Here is a 21,475-nt window from a genome sequence, read left to right as displayed (position 1 = left end):
GCGTACATCAAGCTCCTCGAGCGTAGATGTTCGAACGGGCCGGATAAGCGTCGGCCTGGTCGCTGCGACCGGCGTCTTGGTCCGCGCCGCACTTGAAGCCCTGCGCTACTAGGGTCCTGCGTCTGAAACCCGTTTACGGGTGTGGGGCAGGATTTCGTCGGGGTCATTTTCCATACCTGGGACTGTCTGAACAACGGTGGATCTGATCTTGGTCTGACACGCCGGGCGTGAGCTTGGCGGGAAGGACTGATGATGTCGGAAACACTCGACTTCGGAATGGCCATTGATCGTCAGCAGACTACTTTCCCGTGCTGACGACCGACGCCGCCGAATCGGCTCGACGGGGGACAAGTTTGTCCTGGTTCGTGGCGCGCTGGGTGCTCAACAGGCGAGTGCCCAGCCGCTGCAACGCCTCCACTGAGAATGGTTGTGTCATACGGCGGTTGACAGCGGGGGCAATGCGGAGCATGAAATAGCCCAGCCAGGCCTCGGTGCGCACCGGTACGACCGCGAGATCAAACCGTACAGCACGCACGGCGGCGCGAGCGACGAGGTCGGGACTCATCGGTGAGATCGGAAACTTCTCGCCAAATTCCTGGAGCTTCTTGGTGAACTGTTTTCCTTGTTCGATCAGTTCGTGGTTGACGCCGACAACCACCGCGCGATCACCTATATTGGTATTGATCACACCCGGGCATATCGCGCTGACGCCGATGCCTTTCGGTCCGAGCTCGAGCCGCAGGCATTCGGTCAGCATCTTCACGCCCGCTTTGGAAACCGAGTACGGCGACATAACCGGGGTGGGCGTGAATGCCGCCGCCGAGGCGATATTGACGATATGGCCACCGCCGTGTTCAACCATCTGGGCGCCGAAGAAACGGCACCCATGAACGACGCCCATTAGGTTCACACCGAGTTGGCGTTCCCAATCCGACGGACGCAGCTCTAAGAACGGGCCGCCCACCAAGATTCCTGCGTTATTGACCAGCACATCGGCGTATCCGTAATCGGCTAACACGCTGCGAGCGAGCGCCTCCCAGGCATCGGGGTCGATAACATCCAATTGCGCCGCCGACGCGCTGCGGGCATGACCACGGATCATCGCCGTGGTCGCTTGTGCCGCATCCAGATCGATGTCGGACACCACGACATGGGCGCCGAGCTTGGCAAACCTGATCGCTGTCGCCCGGCCAATACCGCTTGCAGCCCCGGTGACCACCACCACGCGTGGACGCAACCGATTGACCTTCACGCGTTCTCCTTCCTCATGGCCCCGATCGCACCCGGAAGCTTAACGCCCGTACTGTAGCGGTAGACATCAAGGTTGTAATGTCGGTTCTGCCAATACATTTCGCCATGCGTCGACGGCCGAAACGGTGAATCGCCCTGGCTGTTGATATAGTAGGTATTCGAATCCGCGCAGGTCGGAGTGAACAGAAAGTTCTTTTCCTGGCGCTTCAAACACTTCCGGAAATACTCGTCGTGGACTTCCTGACGTATCTCGCAGACCGTCGCGCCGCAGCGCTTCGCCTCGGCTATAGCGCGGCTCAGATGAGCCGACGTCGCTTCGATCATCCACAGATATGATCCCAGCACGAAGCCATAAGGCCCAGTGATGGAGAACATGTTCGGAAATTTGGGAACAGACACGCCTTGATACGACTGGTATCTCTGCTCATACCAGAACCGCCCGAGATCGATGCCGTCGCGCCCGATGACGGGAAAGGGTGGCACTGCACCCGTATCCCACAGCTTGAACCCGGTCGCGCATATCAACACGTCGACCTCGTGCTCTACACCATCCACTGTCCGCACCCCCTTCCTGGTTATGCACTCGATCGCATCGGTGACCAGGCTGACATCTTCGCGGTTGAATGTGCGGAGGTAGTCGTTTGACATCGATGGGCGCTTGCAGCCCAAGCCATAGTGTGGGATCAGCTTCTCCCGAATTACTGGATCCTCGATTTGCCGACGCATCCAGCGGCGTGTAGCTAGCTCGAGCAGCTGGCGAGTCCCGTTCACTAGCCACCCTGGACCGACCCACATCCCCGCCATCCCGATCTCAGTTGCGACAGTGCCCACCGTGCGGATAGCCGAGCGGATTCGTTTACGGCCCAGGACCCATCGGCCGACGGACTTGATCTCCATATCCGGTTTGGGGAACACCCAGATCGGCGTTCGCTGGAAGACGGTCAGATGTTCGACCTCGTCAACGATGGCCGGGACAAGCTGGAGCGCCGTGGCGCCCGTGCCGATCACCGCGACGCGCTTACCGGCCAGCACCACGTCGTGATCCCATAGCGCGGTGTGCACGAGCGCACCCCCGTACTCGTCCAAACCTGGGATATCGGGCATCTTCGGGCGTTCCAGGCCGCCGACCGCCATTACGACATATCGGCTCGTGATCTCCTGGTTGCCGGCGGCGGTCAATCGCCATAGACTGTTGTGCTCATCAAACACCGCCGAGGCGACGGTGGTGTTCAACCGAAGCTTCTCACGCAGGCCGTATTGGTCCACGACGTCATCGGCGTAATCCCGAAGCTCGTCACCCGGAGCGAAGATCCGCGACCAATCACCGCGCTGCTCGTAGGAAAAGCTGTAGACAAACGACGGAATATCCACCGCCACACCCGGATATGTGTTCGCATGCCAGGTGCCGCCCACCCGATCCCACTTGTCGACGATGACAAAGTCGTGAATACCTCTCCGTTGCAAGGCGATACCGGCGCCGATACCGCCGAACCCAGCGCCCACAATGACGACGTCATGGTCAGGAGTGACACGCTCGGCAGCAGGTAACTGTTCAATCTCGACTTTTGTACTCAATTCGGGCTCGCCGGACTTGCTGCTACTTTTGGTAACCCACAAGGGTGCCATGGGTCCCGAACAGTTCCTGCTGCCACTTGTTCAGCAGCGCACGGGTGTCGACATCGTCGGGATGAAAGCCGGGTTTCATGTAGATGCGCAGGTCGGCCATCAAACCCTTGAGCAGCGGGCCTCGAAACACAGCACGCGCTTGACGCGTCACTTTGATCGGATGCCACCCTTTAGGGTCCGTCGCGATGGACAGCAACACGCCGATCGTTATCACCGGGATGGCCAGAACGTATAAAACCCCCATCACACCGATGCGAAGCCACTCCGGCCCGCGGACCGACCGGTAAACGTCGAAGGCAACCGATTTGTGCTCCAGCTCTTCCACCGCGTGCCAGTTGAGCAGGTTTCGCACCTCGGGATCACCAGGGATCTTCTGTAACTCCTCGCCTAGCATTCGCTCAGCCAGCGTGGCAGTGAAGTGTTCAGCCGCTGCAGTGACCGCCAGGGGTACCCGCGCGGGCAGCAGGTTTTCGATCCGCACCAACAGCCGCTGCCGCCGACTATTGGCATCGAACATGAAAAAACTGACCAGGGGATAGCCCCTGTCCACCAATTGCTCGTTGAGCCGGCGGTGTTCCTGCCCATGCACCGACTCCTGACCAATGAATCCGGCCACCCGCTTCTTTAACTCCGGATCGGTCACCCGATCGGCGAAGCGCCGGACCGACCTGATAAATAATTCCTCGCCGGGCGGAAATATGCCCGACAGCAACGCCACAAGGTGGCTAAGCACGATGTCGCCCTCAACGAAGTGACGCTGCATCGGCTGCGGATCACCGAATGAGAACCGAATCCGGCGAGTTTTCGGATACGCCTTTTTTGCTGGTCTTTCCGGTGCCATTCCTGTGTTCGCAACTGCTGCGTGACTAGCTACCATGACACTCTCCTTTGTTTTGAGTGTGGTGGTCGGTCACTTCAGGTAGCCGACCAGGGCCCCCTCGGTGCCGAAGAGTTCCTCCTGCCATTGCTCCAGCAACGCGTTGGTGTCGATGTCGTCGGGATGAAATCCCGGTCGCAGGTATTGCCTGAGCTCTGGGATCACGCCACGAAGAATGGGGCCGCGGTAGAGCCGATAGGTCTCACGCACCAGTCGCACTGGCTGACGGCGCGCTTCGGGATCCCGCGCCACCGAACAAGCCAGTACGGCGGTTATGAGGAGGAGCAGAAGGGGGATCATTACCGCCATCACACGTCGACGCACCCGCTCGGTACCCCGCACCGAGCGGAATACATCAAAGGCAACCGACTTGTGCTCAAGTTCCTCCAGCGCATGCCAGTTCAGCAGGTTCCACACCTCCGCATCACCCGGGATCGCCTGGATCTCCTCATCGCCGAGCAGCCGCTCAGCAAGTACGGCGGTGAAGTGTTCTGCGGCTGCTGTCACCGCCAGCGGAATCCGGGCCGGCAGCACCTCCTCGATGCGTTTCACCCAATCAACAAACTTTTCGGAATCCCACCACCCAATCGGATACCCCATGTCAACGAGCTTGTCATTGAGCGCCCGATGCTGCTGGCCATGCACCGATTCCTGACCGATAAACCCGGCCACCCGCTTCTTCAACCCAGGGTCGGCGATCTCATCGGCAAACCGGCGCACCGACCGAATGAACAACTCCTCCCCCGGCGGGAACGACCCCGACAAGTTCGCCAGAAAGTGGCTGAAGATGATGTCGTCGTTAACGAAATACTTGCTGCCCTGGGCAAACGGGAAACGTATCCGCCGGGTCGTCGGATACCGAGACCCCTCACTCACCGCATTTGCAGTGGTCGCTGCCTCTTGCACTATGTGGTCGCTCGTCATAACAAGATACCCCTTCCTCGAACACCCGGTTTCCGATACCGACAGTACTAGGTGTTTAGTGAGACGTTACTGCGGATCGACAGGGCGCGCAAGACTCCGCAATGACGTGTAGAAGCGCTGCGTTTGAGAGCCGCATCACACCGCCGCGTACGCTGTCACCTCCACGACTCCTGCCTTTAAACTGTTTTGACAATCGGCCCAAACCGCAGTACATAGTACTAGTCGTTACGTATACTGTTTGTTCGGAAAATTGCTTACTCGGAAGCAGGGAGCGTTCAAGCTGGATACCGGCATCGAGGCTCTCAGCAACCACTCGTACGGCGCGTAACAGGGAGGCTCGCGTTTCATGTTCCGGGATACCTAGCGGTTCTAGCTGCTCTACGGGCGCCTGTGGCGACGGTGAACATCCCGGACGGGATTGGCACCCAGCGCCATGCCGTGTAGTGCAGTGGACTCTGGTTGTTACAGAAGAGGATGGGGGCGGTGTCAACGATCTGCGGAACCGGCCGTCGGCCAGTCCAAATACATTCGGAGGCGATCAGTTTATGAAGGACTTCACCAATAAAGTGGCAGTAATCACCGGCGCTGGCTCAGGTATCGGCCGTAACCTGGCGTTGAGCTTGGCTGAACAGGGGGCGCAGCTGGCGCTGTCGGACATCGATACGAGCGCGCTGGCCGATACCGCTGGTCGATGCGAGAAGGTCGGAGCTAAGGCGGTGCCGTTCGAGCTCGATGTAGCCCAACGGCCGGCAGTTTACGAACACGCAAAGAATGTCGTCAGTGAATTCGGCAGAGTGAACCTTGTTTTCAACAACGCGGGTGTGGCACTCTCGGCCGACGTGGCCGACATGGATTGGGACGACTTCGAGTGGCTGATGGGCATCAACTTTTGGGGGGTGGCCCATGGCACCAAGGCATTCATGCCGCACCTGATCGCGTCCGGCGATGGCCACATCGTCAATGTGTCATCGGTTTTCGGGTTCGTCGGGATTCCGTCACAAAGCGCCTACAATGCCGCCAAATTCGCCGTCCGCGGCTTCACCGAGGCCCTACGCCAAGAACTCCGGGCCGCCAGGCATCCGGTAGGTGTGACCTGCGTTCACCCGGGCGGGGTGAAGACCAACATCGCCGGTCACGCCCGAGGGCTGCCCGACGGCTCGGACCCCGAAACGCTTAGCCGCCTTTTCCATAGGATCGCGTTCACCAGCCCCGAATCAGCCTCGAGGGCGATACTGCGTGGGGTCAAGAAGAATAAGCCGCGGGTGCTGATCGGTCCTGACGCAAGAGTTTTCGATGCCATTCCCCGAATCCTCGGCCCTCGCTACGAGGACATCATGGCGTCGTTCTATCGCACCGGGCGCTACGGTGCGGGGCGTCGACTCGCCGAACGCCTCGGCCTGCCCAGGTAGTAAGAGCCAACCCTGACGACTGGCGAAATGATTTGCTGGTGGAGCCACAACGTTGGCATACCTGCATCCTCGTTACCAAGGTCAGGAGCCTCCGGGATTTGCAGGACGATTCATCTGGAACGACAATCCTCGACCCTACGTCTGGATCAGAACCGCCGACCAAATCCTGGCAGCATCAGCTAACTACTGCTCCAAATTAGTGACTCACAACGCTAGGCGACCGCGACCAGGTGCTGGCGCTGCGGCTCGCAGCGATAACGCGACGGCTTGCCGTTGATCTTGCAGATCCGCCACACCATTCGCGCGATCGGGTTCATCAGCCCGGTGTCGTAGCACAGCATCCGCACGTCACCGAACATGTCACGCAGCGCCTTGCGCGACTCCAGGGACCCGAAGAACACCTGCTTGCGGACCTCGCGCGGGATGTCGAATTCCTGCCAGAAGGCCTTCGGCGGGACCACGATCGCCGAGCATGCCACCCGCATAATCACCGGCACGTATAACGACAGCCAAAACCGCTTACGCCGCGGTAAGTGCGGCACACGCTTACGCAGATACTCGTGAGCAAACGAGATGTGCCGAGCCTCTTCGGCCACGTGGATGGACATCACCCGCTCCATGATCGGGTGCAGTTCCTTGCCCTCACGTAACACGTTCTTCTGAGTGTGGTCGATGGGTTCCTCACCGGCGAGGATGCCGAACCAGAACGGGATCGGCAGAGGGCTAGCGACCAGCGGGATCAGCGGCGAAAGCCACTTCAGCTGCCGCCGCATCCCAGGCACGTCGGCGCCGATGTGGTTCACCATCTCCTGAAACATCATGGTGTGGTTGCACTCTTCGACCGCCTCGTGCAGGCAGTACCGGTACTCCGGGGACCCGTTCGGCACCCAGAACGCGTACCCCATCAGGCCGCGGATGAGGACCGACTCGAAGTGCAGCCCCACCTTGGCCACATTGGCCTGACGCCACATGCCGATCCTGATTTGGCGTTCCTCCGACTGCGCCTGATACCACGGGTGCCGGCCCAGCGGGTCAGTCGCCGGCAACTTCCAGCGGGGGTCGTTGTCGACTACCGCGTACTCAGGTGCGGTCCAGTCGATGTCGATGTATGGGTTGAAATTGCGTCGCACTGAGCCCTCAGACAGGACGCGCAGCACGTCGGCATACTCGGCGTCGTCCAGCACGTCCATGTTGCGGCGCCAACGCCGCACCAACCTCGTCCGAGCGATCTTCTGGGCCATCGCCAGCCTCCTACCGAAAGTTCACATCAGAAAAGCTACTGATACGGTACCGCTGGTATCGCCAACTTTTCAAAAGCCTGTCCATTTAAGGGCTTGTACCCGCCGCAACAGGTTCGGGCCGTCGCGCAGCCACGCCACCACGAGCCTATTGAAAGTCATTTTCATTACGATATCGCCCGCTCCTAGCTCGCTTGGCAGGGGCGCGGGCACCGATGTCGCCGGAGCCGAGGTTGGGGGCATCAGCGATCAGTAATTTGTACACTATCCCGCTCGTCGCGTCCTCGAGGCACGCTCCAGCCGCTGTGTTCAAGCAGTGCGGCCGAAGTGAACCATCCTATGCACCCTCGGGGTTCTGTGAGCCGGCCGGTTGGTCGGTCACGTGTTGGGAATAGTACTGGGCTTCGGCTTCGGCGCGTGGGACTCGTCCGAGGCGGTGCATGAGCCGCTGCTGGTTGTACCAGGCGACATAGTCGGCGGTGACGTGTTCGACGTCGGACAGGGTGTTCAGCGGGCCGCGGCGAAACGGGGAATCCGCGCGCCATCATCTCCTCACTGCACACTCACACCTGTTCATCTCAAGGTGCGGCCGCCCGCGGATAACGCATGGGGACAACGATTCTGATCCTCGTGCTCAACTAGCGGCAACAGTGAAGGGCCCAACAGCGGCATCCGACGCCCGGCTCGATGCACGGCCTCGTAGGACCACAGTTGTTAGACGGCGTCGACAGGCGACCACTGCATAATTTTCATCTCCTGAGGGCGAGCGCCAGGTCAGAATGGCTCGTCCGCTGAACTACCACTTGGGCCTCCCACAACTGTGGCTCTACCGACCAGGACCAACTTTCTGACGGCAACCCACGTTCACATGTGAGCGGAGGCCCCAGCCCCCCATACCCGTCTAACCCGCCCAGCATAAGGCGGCAGTCGTCTGCCGCCAGCATGCCCTACAATTCCCAGCAAAGGTCAGCACCGCAAGGACTTCGGCCCATTCTTTGGCGGCTGCGGCCGTCTTTTCGTGACGACCTTCGGGCGCAGCGTGTCCTTGAGTGCGTTACGCACGTGATTGCGACGCCAGCCGGTGATGGCGCACAACTGGTCGAGATTCCGGCCATTGCCGGCCCTGTCCGTCCCCACGTAGCGGTTACGATCGCCTCAGCACCACCTTGCGTTGACTCACCTTCAGTACCACCAGCTGGGCCTATCCAGCGCGTTATCCTTGGCTGATCAGGTGCGCCGCACGCGCGCATTCTTAGCTGACGCGACGAGCGGGTCTACCCACGCATTTGCTGAGTCCAGGCGGCGTCTTGACAAGGCGCCCGGAGCGGCACAAAACTGGTGTCATGCGCCCACACTTAGGGCCAGTGCCACCAGTTTGTGGTTGCGGATCCTGCTGGCTCCCGCGCGTGCGGTCGCCGATGAGGCTGGTGCCATTCGGCGGCTCAGATGTGCTCACTCATGGTGCTGTCGCTGTAGTCACGAGAGCTGGCAGCGGCATTGGCCGCGGCTTTGGCGTTGAGCTTGCTCGTCGGGGTGCGCGGGTGTCTGCGCCGATATCGATCCGGGACGGGCTAAGGAGACCGTTGGACTTGTCGTCCAAGCTGGTGGTCAAGGTTCGGACATTACCTGTGATGGCAGGCCGAGAGAATGGCGCCCAGGAGCTATACCGGTGGGCTTGGTGTCATCGAGTGGGTCGCGCGGTAAATAGCCACCGGGCGATTTGAAGAACCAGATCGGAGTAGGGAAATGGCGTTCGAATACAGCGATATGCTGCAAACGATTAAAGACCGACAGTGGGCGCTTGCCGACATCGATTGGGAAGCCCCAGGCGCGGAGTTGATTACCGACGAGCAACGGCCCCACCTCAAACAATTCATGTCAGATGTGGTGTGGATCGAGCATGTCGGAGCGCGTGCTTTCGAGGCGATGGCGCCTAAGGCGCCGTTCGAGGCGTTAAGAGAGATCTACCACTACTTCCACGCCGAGGAGCAGCGGCACGCTAATGCCGAACTTGCCCTCATGCATCGCTGGGGAATGCTCGAGCCAGGAGAGACACCTGTGCCGAATAAGAATATTCGGCTGGGGATCGAGTGGATCGACCACTATAGCGATGCGCTCCCGTTGACGGTGATGAGCTCTGCGATCCCGGCGTTGGAATGCGCCCTCGACGGCGCGTTGCTGAAGTTCCTTCTAGACGAGGTGGCAGACCCGTTGTGCGGCGAGGTCTTCAGTAAGGTCAATAGTGACGAATCTCGCCATCTTGCAGTGGGTTTCCAAGTTCTCAATGACCTCGGCGCCAGCCCGGTGCGGGTGCACGTGATCGAGACGGTGGGGTCCATTATTGATCCGAGAATTCTCCTCGGCTCCCTAATGTATATACCGCTGCTCACCAGGATGATGGCTAACCTCACTGCGTGGGGCCTCTCGGAGGAGAAGCTATACAACGCGGTCACACGCTACTCGAATATCGGCGATCGAAGCGAGTTCACCCGCCGAATTCCCGCTTATCACATCCTTCGGACGCACATGTCTGCGACTATCAACCGCGCTCAACCTTTCCATTTCTTTTCCCAGGGGCTAGGTACCCTTGTCGACCATTTCCCCGTCCAGGTGTTCGGCAAACTGCCCTCCTGGGCTGGGGACATGACATACGAACCGGTTTCCAAGTGACCGATCAATCGACCGTTCTGATCGTCGGTGCCGGCTGGGGGTCAGCGAACCGTTTGCCGGCTCTTCCGGAAATGGAGTGCAGGTAAACGCTGCGGCGACTTGTTGATTGGGTCGTGTCGGTGAGCTAATACGGGCGGCGGGCAGAGGATGCAGGTTCCTACACCTTTGTCGTCTGCCTTCTGGGGAGTCCTGTGTCCGAGCCTACGTCTTGTTCTGCTGCTGTTGTTGCCGACACGATCGTGCGCACGGTCGAACTTGGGGTGACGATCACCGATGCTGCTGTCGACGGCGAGGCCACGGTGGTGTTTTGCAACTTGCTCGATGATGGCCAGCGGCATTGTCCGGGCTGCCGTCGAGACGTCAACCGTGACACTGTGATCCGCAACGTGACTGATGTGCCGGTGGTCGGGCATCCACTTCGCCTGCGGGTGCCGCGCTACCGCTGTGTCGACACCGCCTGTGAGCGGGAAGTGTTCGCCCACAACACCTCTGCGCTAGCGCGGCCAGGATGGTCGACCACCCGCAGATGCGCCCGCTACATCTGTCACCGGCTGATGATCGACCACGCCACCGTCGCCGCGGTCGCCCGCGAGCTCGGCCTGTCCTGGGACACTGTCAACACCATCGCCATGGACGCCACCCAGCTGATCGTGGCCAACGACACCGGCCGACTCGACGGCGTGCGGGTCATCGGGGTTGATGAGCATCGCTGGTCACATGTGCGTCGACCCGACTCAGAGGGCTACGTCACCGTCATCATCGACCTGACTCCCGTGCTCGATGGCACCGGCCGTGCGCGGCTGCTCGACCTGGTCCCCGGACGTTCGGCAGCCGCCTTGAGCAGCTGGCTGTCTGAGCAGAGCTAAGCGTTTCGCGAACAGGTGCAGGTCGTGGCGATGGACGGGTTCGGCGGCTACAAGACCGCGGCGACAGATCAGCTGCCTGAGGCCACCGCGGTCATGGACCCCTTCCATGTCGTCGCGCTGGCCGGCGCCAAGCTCGACCTGTGCCGCCAGCGCATCCAACAACAGACATGCGGGCACCGCGGCCGCACGGGTGACCCGCTTACCTTGTGCGGGGCACGTTGCGCACCCGCTATCCGCTGCTCAATGCGCACCAAAAAGCCCGACTGGAAGCCGTTTTCACCGATGAGGCCCACCTCGCGGTCCAACTGTGCTGGAGCTTCTACCAACGCCTGATCGCCGCCTACGCCCACCCCGACCGCCGCCGCGGCAAAACCATGATGACCACGATCATCAACACCCTGCGCCATGGCGTCCCCGACGAGCTCGAGGAACTGGCCCAACTCGGCCGCACTCTATGGCGCCGCCGCAACGACATCCTGGCCTTCTTCGACCACCACGCCTCAACGGCCCCACCGAAGCGATCAACGGCCGACTGGAAGCACTGCGCCGCAACGCGCTGGGATTCAGAAACCTAACCCACTACCGATGACGCTCACTGCTGCACAGCGGAGCCCTGCACTCACTCGTCAACGCACTCTGAATTACGAAGAGCCGCTTTGGCGTGAAGAAGGACTGCGCGTACCGCAGCGGTGACGACGCAACCGCCGCGGCAGTTCCACCGCGCCGACCACGGTCGCCGATGCGGCCAACCGGGTGTGGGCGGTCGACTTCCAGTTCGATGTCACCACCGATGGGCGGCCGCTTCACCGAGGTTGAGGTCCTAACATCTCCTTCCAACCGTCGTCTCCTATTTTGGCCGAATCTTCGATGGTGTATTTGACGCCATCGGGCCCTAGGAACTCGCCGCTTTGCGGACTATAGATAGCTGCAGCACCGCTAGGAATGTAAATGCACGGGTTCGGCTGCTGACCGTTGCACTGGACGCTCCCAGAACCTGGCCGTTGCAGTGGATCGCTTCGTGGAGGAGGCGTCCCCGTCACCCGGTCGGAAGGAAGCGGATTGATGCCGGTATCGACCGACGGAGCCGGTATGACCAAGCCGGGTTTCACCGGCTGATCACAGCGCGCCGCAGGTGCGGGGCAGCTTAGAATCTGGTTCGGATCCCCGTACCAAGGATTGGTCCCCAGCGGGACATACGGCTCTTTGCTGCGGCATTCGCGCGGCGTGGCCGCGCGCTTGCCGGGAACATCGACACAGGGATAATTACGCGCGCCGCGGACCGCGTTTTGTGCCTCCATCGGAATCTTGCAGTATCGCGTGGTCAAAAGCCCGGGAGTCTCGTCCACAAAGGATCGCCATTGCGATGCCGGCAAGAACCCCGTCAGGCAAGCAGGGGTCATATTTATTGGCGTTTGGAACGAAAGAGAAAACGTATGTGGGTAAGCAGCGGTCACTGTCTCACCGAATGCGGGAATTTGCGGAAGTATGACCAGCAATTGCTCTACATTCTTGTTGTACCGCTTGAGCAGATCGGCCACAATCGCAACATTTGCTAGGGTCTGCGGCAAAGTTTCGCGAACGTCGCCGAGCACGGCTTTAATCTGATCGGCGGTCGGCGCAACCTGGCCCAGGATGCTCTTGAGCTGTTTGTCCTTTTCCGCGGCCTGCGCGTCGAGAGTATTTAAGTTGTGCGCCCACCGCTCGATGGGATCACGCGAGTTGGCCTGGCTGTCGATGATCGGTGCTGCGTTTTGGACGATATCGTTGACGTCGCTAAGGTTTGTTTTGAAATCCCCAACGATCGATTGGGTCGAGTCGACTAGCCGCTGCAGGGCTGGGCCCAGGCCGCCGACCGCTTGAGCTGTCTCATCGAGTAGTCCGGCGATCTTGTCTTTGGGCAGGACGTCCAATGTATGGTTAACGGTATCCAGGGTCGGGCCAATTCGTTTAGGCACCGTGCTGTTAGTGATGGTCTGGCCGGGCGAGAAATACTTGGCCGGATTCTGCGCGGATACTAGGTCTATGTATTGTTCGCCGACCGCCGACACCGAATGCACGTTCGCCGAGGAGTCAATTGGGATTTTGTACTGGTCGCTGATACGCAATGTGGCCCGAACTCCTTGTTCGGTCGGCTCTACCCGAGTTACCTTTCCCACGGTGATTCCGCGGTAGGTGACGTTTGCAGTGGGATAAAGCCCTCCCGACGTGGGTAAATCCACCTCCAAACTGTACTGGCCCATCCCAACGACGCTCGGCAACCTCAGATAATGCCACCCAAGAACGCTCATGGCGAGCATCGTGACGATAGTGAACACGGTTAGCTGAAGGCGAAGGCGTCGAGTCAACATGCTGCCTACTCCTCGTCACGCTCGGGGGGTTCGTCGGCGGGGTTGGGTGCGAACCTGACATCGGGAAGCATGGTGTTCGGATCGCGGCCCCACGATTGCTCAAGCGCTCGCAGTGCGCCGGAGAACCCGGTTCCGGTGAGGAGCGCATTATCGATTGCACTCAAGGTGAGGTCCAAGGTTATCGAAACATTCATTGAGTCGCCGTGTACCACCTTCGGGATGGCGTCGGCGCTGAACGGGAGGGTCAAGGCAATCTTTAGCGTCTCGACCAGATCCATCGAAGCCCGGCTGAGTTGTTTCAGGGGACGCTGCAGTTGGCGCACGTCTTTATCCAAGTCGGGACGCGCCGCCGTCAAGGTCTGATTGAGGACGTCGCTAAACCGGCCCAACGCATTGGTCGCATCGAGGAACGGCTGTCGTTGTTCAGCGAAATGCTTTGCCAATGGGGGAAACTCGGTGAGAACGTGGTCCAGGGTGTCTGATTGCTTGGCTACATAAGTCAACAGCCGGTCTGTGGAGTCGATAGCGCGAGTGATGTCATCACGTTGCTCGTTTAGTCGGGCGGTGAAGGTGTCGAGCTTCTTGAGGAAATCATGTATCTGATCGGCCCGCCCAGTCAGCATGTTACGGACTTCACTTGCGATCACTTCGACGTTAGGGATGCCGCCACCGCGCAGCACCGCGGCAAAACTGGCCAGGACCCGCTCGGTGGTGGGATAGGCGGACGCATTCTGCAGCGGGATGATGTCGCCGTTCTTCAATAGTTGCGGTGATGGGTTGGCTGGCGACGCCAGCTCCACATGCTGTGAGCCGAGCAGGCTGGTCTGCCCGATCTTCGCGGTGGCGTTCTTCGGTAGCTTGACGCCCTTTTCTAGATCCAAGGTCAACGTCGCGATCCAGTTTTTCAGGCCGATTGCGCGTACCCTGCCGACAAAAACGTCGGCGACGCGTACCCGACTATTGGCATTCAAAGCCAGCGTTTCCGGCATCTGCACATAAATCGTATAAGAGCCGGATTCGCTTCCCGGGCCACCAGGCAGTGGCACATTAGCGATACCTCGCCAGCTAGCACACGAGGTAAGTACTGTAGCGGCCGCAAATAGCGCCACGAACCGTGACATTCCCGCCCGCATGCTCACTGGCCGGATCCTGTCGCGACTGATGCTGCGTCAGCGGCGGGTGGCGGGCCCGGCGGCGGTGGACCCATATTGGAATAGGCGTTGGGCGGCCCCGGCGGCGTCTGAAACCTTGATGGCGGCGGTGTCGTGTCCGGGCCTCCCATCAGCTCAGCGAGCGAGTCCGGTGTCAGCAAGCTTTCGGTAGCCGGTCCCACTGTGAGGCCTTGCTCACCGGGCGCTACGACCCAGCCGGGCTCGTGGTTACCATGTGACAACGGCGAGTCCGGCGCCCAAATCCCGGGGACCGTGGTGTCCTTGAACCCCGGCGGAGGCTGTAACCGAGGCTCGGAATATGCGATATGTTTGGGCAGTACAGCAGGAGTTTGGTACAGGTTGATGCCAGCCGGGGGTCCATTGAACTTGATCGCATCCAAAACCGGCGTCAAGTATTGTGCGCACAGTTCGGCAGACTCTTGGTATCCCATACGGCTGCCGGCCTGCATCGCGCTGCAGATGAACTGCAATGGGTTGGCAAAGTTTGGCAGGGCTATTGCACCTGTCAGCGCGCCGTGCGCCGGCTCATAGATTGCGAGGGCGTTGGCGGCAAAATGGGGGAAGACATGCAGCGCCGTTTCAAGCGCATTCAGCGGCTCGGGTTGAACCAGCGCGGTGGTCACATCGGCGAGGGTGTTGATGTCGTGGGTTAGCCCATCACGATTGTCCGCTAGAAGCTTTCGCAATGCGGGAAGCATATCGTCTACCTGTTGCAGTGCCTTCGCAAGCCCGGGATCTGAGCTGGTAAGTGAACTGGTAAATACGGCGAGGTCCTTATTCAAAGCGACGAAATTCCGATCATCTTTATATAGCGCGTTGACGAATAAGGCCATGCTGCGCAGCACGGCAAAGAAATCGGCACGCCCGTCATTTAGCGCGGTCAACGCTTGCGAAAGCCCGGTCAAAGTACTGTTGATCTCTTTGCCTTTGCCGGCCAAGCCGTCCGCGAAAGATTCGATGACTTCGCCGAAAGGCCCCTTGGGCTGCTCGGGCGTAGGTCCCAGCTTCGAGATAATGTCCGTGATACCATTGCGCAACTGATCCCATTCCACCGGCACCTGTGTTCGTTCGATGGGGATCACCGCATGATTTCCTAGCGATGGGCCGCCTTCATAGGGCGGTTCCAGCTGAATGACGCGCGAGGCGACCAGCGCGGGATTGAGGATCACCGCAGAGGCGTCAGCGGGCACTTTGTATTTTTTCTCGTAGTGGAAAGTCACCTTCATCTTGTCACCCGACGGCTCGACCTTGTCGATCGCGCCCACTCGCACACCCATTATCTGGACCTTGTCCCCGACATAAAGCGCGTTTGCCTCCGGGAAATACGCAACCACCGTGTTATTGGTCATTTTTTCGTAGAAATCCCGAGCAGCCAGCGTCGTAATAGACGCCAGCAGTATCACCAAGGACCCAACGATGATTGCAGTTCGCGAAAACTTCGGGAGTTGAATTTTGCGTATATCGAAAACAGTACTCAATTCTGGCTGCCTCCCGTCGCAGCGCCGCTGCCTCCTGTTCCGCCCGGGGTGATGAATGGGCCCGGCAGCTGCGGGCCCGGGCCCGGCGGGAATGGTGGTCCCGGGGGGAGTCCTGGCGCGAAGGTCGACGGCGGTGATGTCGGGCCGGCCGGCGCCAGGTTCTCGGTACGCGCGCCTGGTGGAGCTTTTACGGGAAGCCGCACCGGAGTGCCTGGCACATTCGGCGGGGGCTCGTCAGGTCGTCCGGCAATCGGGATACCGGGTGTTGGTGGCAGCCCATTAGGGTCGGGAGGTGACGTTTGGACGTCAAACGGCGCGATCGTCGACGGGCCACCGAAAGGGCCGGCGCCCAAACCCATGCAGGGAAGCGGGTTCCATGGCCGCGGCAAACCGTCCTCTGCGGGGGTGTAAGCGCACGACGCGCCTGGCGGAACCGCCGGTCCTGGATGGTCCGGGGTGCCCTCCCTTACCGGCGGAGCTGGCGGTGGCGCGCCATTGGGAAACCGGGTGCCGTTAGGATCGGGGAACTGGTAGGCGGGCAAACCAGCGCTGCGCCAGAATTGTTCAGGGTCGATCCCACGTTTCTTGAACGCCGCGTCGACCCAAGGCTGAGTCATCCAAAAAGGTGCAAGATTCAGCAGAGCCACCTTAAAGTAGGGACCCGACGCTACCGACTCCGCCAAAGCCGACGCATAATAGCTTACGTTAGGCGCCCACTCGACGAGATCTTTTTTGTGTTTGAGTAGCAGATCGCTAATCGTCCTCAATTGCTCGACAACGTTATGCAGATTCGGGTTGTCATCGATCAAACCCTTCAACTGGGCGGAAACGGCGGCGATATTGCCCAGCAAGCCGTCGATGGCACTCTTGCGCTCGTTGAACGCCGCCAGAACGATCTGCGTGTTAACCAAAATCCGATCGATTTGCTTGCTGCGATCACCGAGTATGCTTGCCACCTTCCTAGCGTCAGCAAGCAGCCGTTGGATTTGCTCGTCGCGTTTCCCTAGCGTGTCAGAGAACTTGGCCACACCATCCAGTGCTGCACTCAGATGCGGGTAAGTCTGCTCAACTGTCTGCGACAGCACATTCAGGGAGCGTTTGACTGTATTGATGTCCCAGCCGGTAGCCGCCTTCGTGACGTCGAAGAACGCGTCGTAGATCTGGTACGGGCTGGTGGTTTGCCCAAGCGGGAGTGTCGCATTTGGTTGGAGCACGCGGGAGCCTTGGGGATCGATCTCGAGCACTTTCTTCCCCAGGATGGTATCGGTACGGATCGCAAGACGGCTTTTAGATCCGATTGTATTGGAGCCGATGGAAAACTTCATGACTACATGGTTGCCATTGATCGTAAATCCCTGCACTTCGCCGACATTTACCCCAGCGATGCGAACTTTATCGCCCTTGTTCAGCCCGCCTGTGTCTTTGAACTCTCCGTAATAGGTTGCCTGGGCAAACAACATCGGAATGCTGGTGAAGCTTTGCCCTACTCCGGTCACCACCGCTGCAACGATGATTCCCATCGCCCCCATCCGATACGGATTGATTGCTTGAAGGGTTCTCACTTCGGAGTGCACCTCCCCGTCGGCTGACTCCAAAGCTTCACGGTACGGACGGGCCCGCCAGGCTGCAGGCCATCAACCTTCAGCGTGACGTCGCACGCGTAGAAATTGAAGAAGTCGCCATAAAGCCCCCCGATACCCGCGACACGCTTCGCAGATTGTGGGGCGTCCCGTAACACCCCGTCGACGTAGTCGAGCCGGTCAATTAGCGGTTGGAGGGTATTCTGCACATAGCCAACGGCCTTCTGCAGCAGTGGCCGATTGTCTGACAACAGATCCGCCAGCGTGCCGGCCACATTACCGATGTGCGCGACATTGGCCGCGAGCGGATCGGCTTGATTGCTCAACCCGGTGATCAACTTATCGACGTTGTCGATCGTTTGGTCGAATTCCTTGCGATGCTTGACCGTGGTCTCTAGCACGACGTTAAGGTTTGAGATGACTTCACCGATTGCCTGGTCACGTCCAGCGATCTGCGCGGTTAGTTGCGCCGTCTGGTCCAAGATATCGTTGATCGTGCCACCTTGGCCCTGAAACACAGTGACGATCGCGGTCGCAATCGTATTGACTTTGTCGGGATCGAGCGCGCGAAACACCGGCTTGAAACCACCGATCAGTGCATCTAAATCCAGGGCTGGCTCCGTACGTGACAGCGGGATAAACCCACCCGGCGGCAACACCCGATCCATCCCTTCACCGTCGCCGCGCTTAAGTTCTACGTAGCGCTGCCCAAGTAGGTCGGCATAGCGAATGGACGCGGTCGTCGACTGATAAAGCGGCACCGAACGGTCTACTTCGAAGTCCACACGCACCCGATGACCGCCCTCCGTGATCCGTACGCTGCTTACTTTGCCGATCTCCACCCCGGAGGCACGGACAAACTGGCCGGCGCGCAAGCCGCTCGCAGTACTGAATTCGGCCGTGTAGCTGGAGGTCTTGTTAAAGCGCAACTGGGCGAACACCACGACAATGATGACCGTCACGGCAATTAAAGTTAATACGGCAGTACTAAACTTCACTGCCGTAGCGGTGATTTTTTTCATGGGTTGATCGTGTTCTCCCCCCACTGGCGGCCCCACACGTATTCATTGGCCTGCGGTTGCGGGATTCCAAAGTGGGTGTATGGCGCGATGCTGGAACCGCTATCCGTTACCAAGTACGGAGCAGGCCACAGATCGCGGGTAATGGTCTTCCAGCATCCCGGTTTCCCGCCCGGTCCGCCGTGAGCATTCACTCGCGGCAAGTTGTCAGGATAGACGTACGCATTTGTTCCTCCCAAGATCGTGCCTGTTAACCTTACCGAGTAACCGTTGCCGCTCTCCCCATCCGTCACTTTCGGTAGCACATTAGCGCCATGGTGAAAAAGGCAGTAAAGCTCCGGACTGTAGGTGTCAAGCAGTTGAGTCACCGGCACCAGGTCGCTGACCGCATGCTGCAGGTCCGATCTGCTCTGGTCAATGATGTCGGCACCGGTGTTTCCAACCCCCACCGCGGCCAAGAGTGCGGCGTCCAGATCCTTCTTTTGCTGGTTGAAGGTACGCGCCGTGGTGACTGCGTTATCGAGGGCGCTCCAAAGATCCGGCGAGGCATCCCCGTAGATATCGGCTAAATCCGCCAACCGTTGAATATCATGGCGGATTTGAGGCATCTGCGGGTTGATGTCATCGAGTATGGTGTTTCCATTGATGATCGAAGCCCCGAATTTATCGCCTTGCCCATTTAACGCTGCAGCCACCGCCGAAAGCGTTAAGTTCACCTTGACCGGATCCACCTTCTCTGAAATCTGCATGACCGTCTCGAACAACGTGTTAAACTCCGTTGTTTCCGACCTCACCACAATTATGTCAGCCGGTGTAACCTTCCGGGCCACAGGTTGTTTGGGCGAACTCAACGACACGTACTTGTTGCCAAACACCGTGGTGGCTGTAATTTCGGCATTTACGTTTAGCGCGATCAGCCCGGCGTATTTTGGCGCAATTTCCAGCAGCAGCTTGGCCGCCGGCTTTCCGTCACGCTCCACCTCGCTGATGCTGCCCACCCGGCCGATCTCCACCCCGTTGTAAGTGACTTTCGCCCCCCGATCCAAGACCAAACCCGACCGGCTAGCCAATGCTGTTAAGGTTATCTTGGGTGTGAAGCCACCCCGGAACTGGACCCAGACGACGATCAGCACGACCGCGGTGATGAGCCACAAAGCCAGCCCCGCTAACTTTCGGACCGAAATAAGTCGCCGTAGCCGCTTGCTTGTGGTTGCCATAATAATTTACACCGTGAGATTGAAGTTGGGGTTGACGCCGTAAATCGCTAACGAAGCCATTAGCACGACCATTACGATGGCGATTAGCGATGCGCGCATCGATCTCCCGACTGCCACGCCGACTCCAACCGGACCGCCGCTGGCGTTGTATCCGTAGTAGCAGTGGTTCAACATCACGACTGCCGAAATGGCGACCGTCTCCGCAAGAGAGTACCAGAAGTCGTTAACCCTCAGGAAAGTGTTGAAGTAATGGTCATACGTTCCGATTGATTGCGCATAGAACAAAGTTGTCACCAGCTGGGCGGAAAAGAACGAGAGGAGGACCGCGACCGAATATAGTGGGATAGTGACGATGAAGGCGCCAATAACTCGGGTAGATACCAAATACGAAACTGATTTGATTCCCATCACCTCAAGCGCATCAATCTCCTCGCTGATCCGCATGGCGCCCAATTGCGCTGTAGCACCGGCCCCGACGGTCGCGGCTAAAGCAGTGCCAGTTACGATTGGCGCCACCACACGCACATTCGCTAGCGCGGCGAAGAAACCGGTGAACGCCTCAACGCCGATATTGCCTAGCGAGGCGAACCCTTGAATCGCAATCAGCGAACCGGCCGATAGCGTCACAAAGCCGATGATCGCCACCGTGCCGCCGACGGCGGCCATTGCGCCAGTGCCCATGCCGATCTCGGCGATCAGGCGCAAGACTTCCTTTCGGTAATTCTTTAGGGTAAACCCGAGATAACGGAGCACTTCGCCGACGAACAGCGCGACATCACCAGAGGCGTCGAGCGCACGGCCAGGAGCGCCGACCCATCCGGCGCCTAGCTTCCAAGCGCGTGGGAAACGTGATTGCACGACCGTCGGGGAAGCCAATCTCAACGCCCCGTTCCGAACCGCACACCAATGGTAGTCAGCACCACGTTGACCGCAAATAATGCGACCACCGCAAGAACCAACGTTTCGTTGACTGCTGTGCCCACCCCTTTGGCTCCCCCGCCGGCTGTCAACCCGCGGTAGCAACCCACCAGCCCGGCAATAAGCCCGAATAAGGTGGCCTTCACAATCGAGATCAGCACCTCGGGCAATCCAGTAATCAAGGTTAGGGTCGAAACGTATGCGCCGGCCGAAACATTCTGGATATACACACCGAACAAGAACCCGCCGACCAGCCCGATACTGATCACCGCGCCATTGAGCAGCAGGGCTACAATGGTCGATGCAACCACCCTGGGAACTACCAGTCGATGAATCGGGTCGATGCCCAACACCTCCATCGCATCGATCTCCTCGCGAATAGTCCTAGCGCCCAAATCCGCACAAATCGCAGTAGAACCTGCGCCAGCGACCACGAGCACCGTCACAAGGGGGCCCAGTTGAGTGACGGCGCCGAGCGCAGCCCCAGCGCCGGAGACGTCGGCGGCCCCAAATTCGGCCAATAAGATATTCAGCGTAAAGATGATTAGCACGGTGAGCGGAATTGCGACCATAACGGTTGGCAGGAACGACACACCGAGTAGAAACCAACCCTGTAGGATGAATTCGCGCCATTGGAACGGACGTGCAAGCGCCTTGCCGGTTAGCACACACATCTGAGTGAAGCTGGCCACCTGCCCTAGCGGTTTCCGCAGTTGTTCACGAAGGTATACCGACAAACCGTTGGATGCCGTCACCGATGCCCCTCGACAACAGCACCACGTGCGTCGCGCTGCAGCAGCCGATCAACGTACAGCGCGACCGCCGAAACCGTGACCAGCAGACCATACTGGGTGGTAGCGCTCAACCCATCGCTCGCGCCAG

15 protein-coding genes and 4 pseudogenes are annotated in these 21,475 nt (G+C 59.5%); 5 read left to right on the top strand and 14 right to left on the bottom strand.

The window, feature by feature from the left end; all coding sequences use genetic code 11:
- Nucleotides 1-298: 298 nt before the first annotated feature.
- The 4 genes from AC0KTM_RS00965 to AC0KTM_RS00950 form a co-directional block, all read right to left on the bottom strand.
- On the bottom strand, nt 299-1,252 hold the full coding sequence (locus tag AC0KTM_RS00965; protein WP_007172275.1) for an SDR family NAD(P)-dependent oxidoreductase: 954 nt from the start codon (nt 1,250-1,252) through the stop codon (nt 299-301).
- Nucleotides 1,249-2,877 carry a flavin-containing monooxygenase gene (locus AC0KTM_RS00960; RefSeq protein WP_007172274.1) on the bottom strand — a complete coding sequence of 543 codons (1,629 nt, stop codon included), beginning with the start codon at nt 2,875-2,877 and terminating at the stop codon, nt 1,249-1,251. The genes AC0KTM_RS00965 and AC0KTM_RS00960 overlap by 4 nt, the downstream gene beginning before the upstream one ends.
- Nucleotides 2,849-3,718: a metal-dependent hydrolase gene (locus tag AC0KTM_RS00955; RefSeq protein WP_007172273.1), complete on the bottom strand. Its 870-nt coding sequence runs from the start codon at nt 3,716-3,718 to the stop codon at nt 2,849-2,851. The genes AC0KTM_RS00960 and AC0KTM_RS00955 overlap by 29 nt, the downstream gene beginning before the upstream one ends.
- A 69-nt stretch (nt 3,719-3,787) precedes the next feature.
- Nucleotides 3,788-4,678 (bottom strand): metal-dependent hydrolase, encoded by an 891-nt coding sequence (locus AC0KTM_RS00950; protein WP_170826031.1) that lies wholly within the window; start codon nt 4,676-4,678, stop codon nt 3,788-3,790.
- A gap of 545 nt (nt 4,679-5,223) precedes the next feature.
- Between AC0KTM_RS00950 and AC0KTM_RS00945 the strand changes: the two genes are divergently transcribed.
- The gene (locus AC0KTM_RS00945; RefSeq protein WP_007172270.1) at nt 5,224-6,087 is read left to right on the top strand and encodes an SDR family NAD(P)-dependent oxidoreductase; all 864 of its coding nucleotides are present in this window, start codon (nt 5,224-5,226) and stop codon (nt 6,085-6,087) included.
- A 212-nt stretch (nt 6,088-6,299) separates the two neighbouring features.
- On the opposite strand, the gene AC0KTM_RS00940 is transcribed toward AC0KTM_RS00945, so the two are convergent.
- Nucleotides 6,300-7,316: an AurF N-oxygenase family protein gene (locus AC0KTM_RS00940; protein ID WP_033721575.1), complete on the bottom strand. Its 1,017-nt coding sequence runs from the start codon at nt 7,314-7,316 to the stop codon at nt 6,300-6,302.
- Between the two features lie 346 nt (nt 7,317-7,662).
- Nucleotides 7,663-7,866, bottom strand: a pseudogene (locus AC0KTM_RS00935) (IS3 family transposase); the annotation flags it as partial.
- 877 nt (nt 7,867-8,743) lie between these two features.
- Here AC0KTM_RS00935 and AC0KTM_RS00930 point away from each other — a divergent pair.
- The 4 genes and pseudogenes from AC0KTM_RS00930 to AC0KTM_RS00915 form a co-directional block, all read left to right on the top strand.
- Nucleotides 8,744-8,958 (top strand): annotated as a pseudogene (locus AC0KTM_RS00930) (SDR family NAD(P)-dependent oxidoreductase); the annotation flags it as partial.
- 113 nt (nt 8,959-9,071) lie between these two features.
- Nucleotides 9,072-9,995, top strand: coding sequence for a ferritin family protein (locus AC0KTM_RS00925; RefSeq protein ID WP_007172267.1), 924 nt, complete (start codon nt 9,072-9,074; stop codon nt 9,993-9,995).
- 236 nt (nt 9,996-10,231) lie between these two features.
- Nucleotides 10,232-11,450, top strand: a pseudogene (locus AC0KTM_RS00920) (ISL3 family transposase).
- A gap of 65 nt (nt 11,451-11,515) precedes the next feature.
- Nucleotides 11,516-11,665 (top strand): annotated as a pseudogene (locus AC0KTM_RS00915) (IS3 family transposase); the annotation flags it as partial.
- Here AC0KTM_RS00915 and AC0KTM_RS00910 read toward each other — a convergent pair.
- The 8 genes from AC0KTM_RS00910 to AC0KTM_RS00875 form a co-directional block, all read right to left on the bottom strand.
- Nucleotides 11,665-13,209, bottom strand: coding sequence for an MCE family protein (locus tag AC0KTM_RS00910; RefSeq protein ID WP_007172264.1), 1,545 nt, complete (start codon nt 13,207-13,209; stop codon nt 11,665-11,667). The pseudogene AC0KTM_RS00915 and the gene AC0KTM_RS00910 sit on opposite strands and share 1 nt — an antisense overlap.
- Before the next feature lie 5 nt (nt 13,210-13,214).
- Entirely contained in the window at nt 13,215-14,342 is a 1,128-nt protein-coding gene (locus tag AC0KTM_RS00905; protein ID WP_033721559.1) for a virulence factor Mce family protein, read from the bottom strand.
- Nucleotides 14,343-14,344: 2 nt separating this feature from the next.
- Nucleotides 14,345-15,859 carry a virulence factor Mce family protein gene (locus AC0KTM_RS00900; protein ID WP_007172262.1) on the bottom strand — a complete coding sequence of 505 codons (1,515 nt, stop codon included), beginning with the start codon at nt 15,857-15,859 and terminating at the stop codon, nt 14,345-14,347.
- Nucleotides 15,856-17,421 carry a virulence factor Mce family protein gene (locus AC0KTM_RS00895; protein ID WP_007172261.1) on the bottom strand — a complete coding sequence of 522 codons (1,566 nt, stop codon included), beginning with the start codon at nt 17,419-17,421 and terminating at the stop codon, nt 15,856-15,858. Before AC0KTM_RS00895 ends, AC0KTM_RS00900 begins: the two co-directional genes overlap by 4 nt.
- Complete coding sequence (locus AC0KTM_RS00890) at nt 17,418-18,461, bottom strand: MCE family protein (RefSeq protein WP_007172260.1); 1,044 nt, start codon at nt 18,459-18,461, stop codon at nt 17,418-17,420. The genes AC0KTM_RS00895 and AC0KTM_RS00890 overlap by 4 nt, the downstream gene beginning before the upstream one ends.
- On the bottom strand, nt 18,458-19,675 hold the full coding sequence (locus AC0KTM_RS00885) for an MCE family protein (RefSeq protein WP_007172259.1): 1,218 nt from the start codon (nt 19,673-19,675) through the stop codon (nt 18,458-18,460). Before AC0KTM_RS00885 ends, AC0KTM_RS00890 begins: the two co-directional genes overlap by 4 nt.
- Nucleotides 19,676-19,681: 6 nt before the next feature.
- Nucleotides 19,682-20,443 (bottom strand): ABC transporter permease, encoded by a 762-nt coding sequence (locus AC0KTM_RS00880; RefSeq protein WP_371869965.1) that lies wholly within the window; start codon nt 20,441-20,443, stop codon nt 19,682-19,684.
- A gap of 110 nt (nt 20,444-20,553) precedes the next feature.
- Nucleotides 20,554-21,267 carry an MlaE family ABC transporter permease gene (locus tag AC0KTM_RS00875; RefSeq protein WP_085981747.1) on the bottom strand — a complete coding sequence of 238 codons (714 nt, stop codon included), beginning with the start codon at nt 21,265-21,267 and terminating at the stop codon, nt 20,554-20,556.
- Between the last annotated feature and the right edge of the window lie 208 nt (nt 21,268-21,475).

This window comes from Mycobacterium sp. NTMscope_Eco_3, from assembly GCF_976985685.1.
This window is presented reverse-complemented; position numbering and strand designations above follow the sequence as displayed.

Excerpts from the sequence above, each read along its gene's own strand:
- AC0KTM_RS00910 (WP_007172264.1), bottom strand. The coding sequence starts at position 13,209 with ATGTTGACTCGACGCCTTCGCCTTCAGCTAACCGTGTTCACTATCGTC.
- AC0KTM_RS00960 (WP_007172274.1), bottom strand. The coding sequence starts at position 2,877 with ATGGCACCCTTGTGGGTTACCAAAAGTAGCAGCAAGTCCGGCGAGCCC.
- AC0KTM_RS00925 (WP_007172267.1), top strand. The coding sequence starts at position 9,072 with ATGGCGTTCGAATACAGCGATATGCTGCAAACGATTAAAGACCGACAG.
- AC0KTM_RS00950 (WP_170826031.1), bottom strand. The coding sequence starts at position 4,678 with ATGACGAGCGACCACATAGTGCAAGAGGCAGCGACCACTGCAAATGCG.
- AC0KTM_RS00955 (WP_007172273.1), bottom strand. The coding sequence starts at position 3,718 with ATGGCACCGGAAAGACCAGCAAAAAAGGCGTATCCGAAAACTCGCCGG.
- AC0KTM_RS00905 (WP_033721559.1), bottom strand. The coding sequence starts at position 14,342 with ATGCGGGCGGGAATGTCACGGTTCGTGGCGCTATTTGCGGCCGCTACA.
- AC0KTM_RS00890 (WP_007172260.1), bottom strand. The coding sequence starts at position 18,461 with ATGAAAAAAATCACCGCTACGGCAGTGAAGTTTAGTACTGCCGTATTA.
- AC0KTM_RS00885 (WP_007172259.1), bottom strand. The coding sequence starts at position 19,675 with ATGGCAACCACAAGCAAGCGGCTACGGCGACTTATTTCGGTCCGAAAG.
- AC0KTM_RS00945 (WP_007172270.1), top strand. The coding sequence starts at position 5,224 with ATGAAGGACTTCACCAATAAAGTGGCAGTAATCACCGGCGCTGGCTCA.
- AC0KTM_RS00875 (WP_085981747.1), bottom strand. The coding sequence starts at position 21,267 with ATGTGTGTGCTAACCGGCAAGGCGCTTGCACGTCCGTTCCAATGGCGC.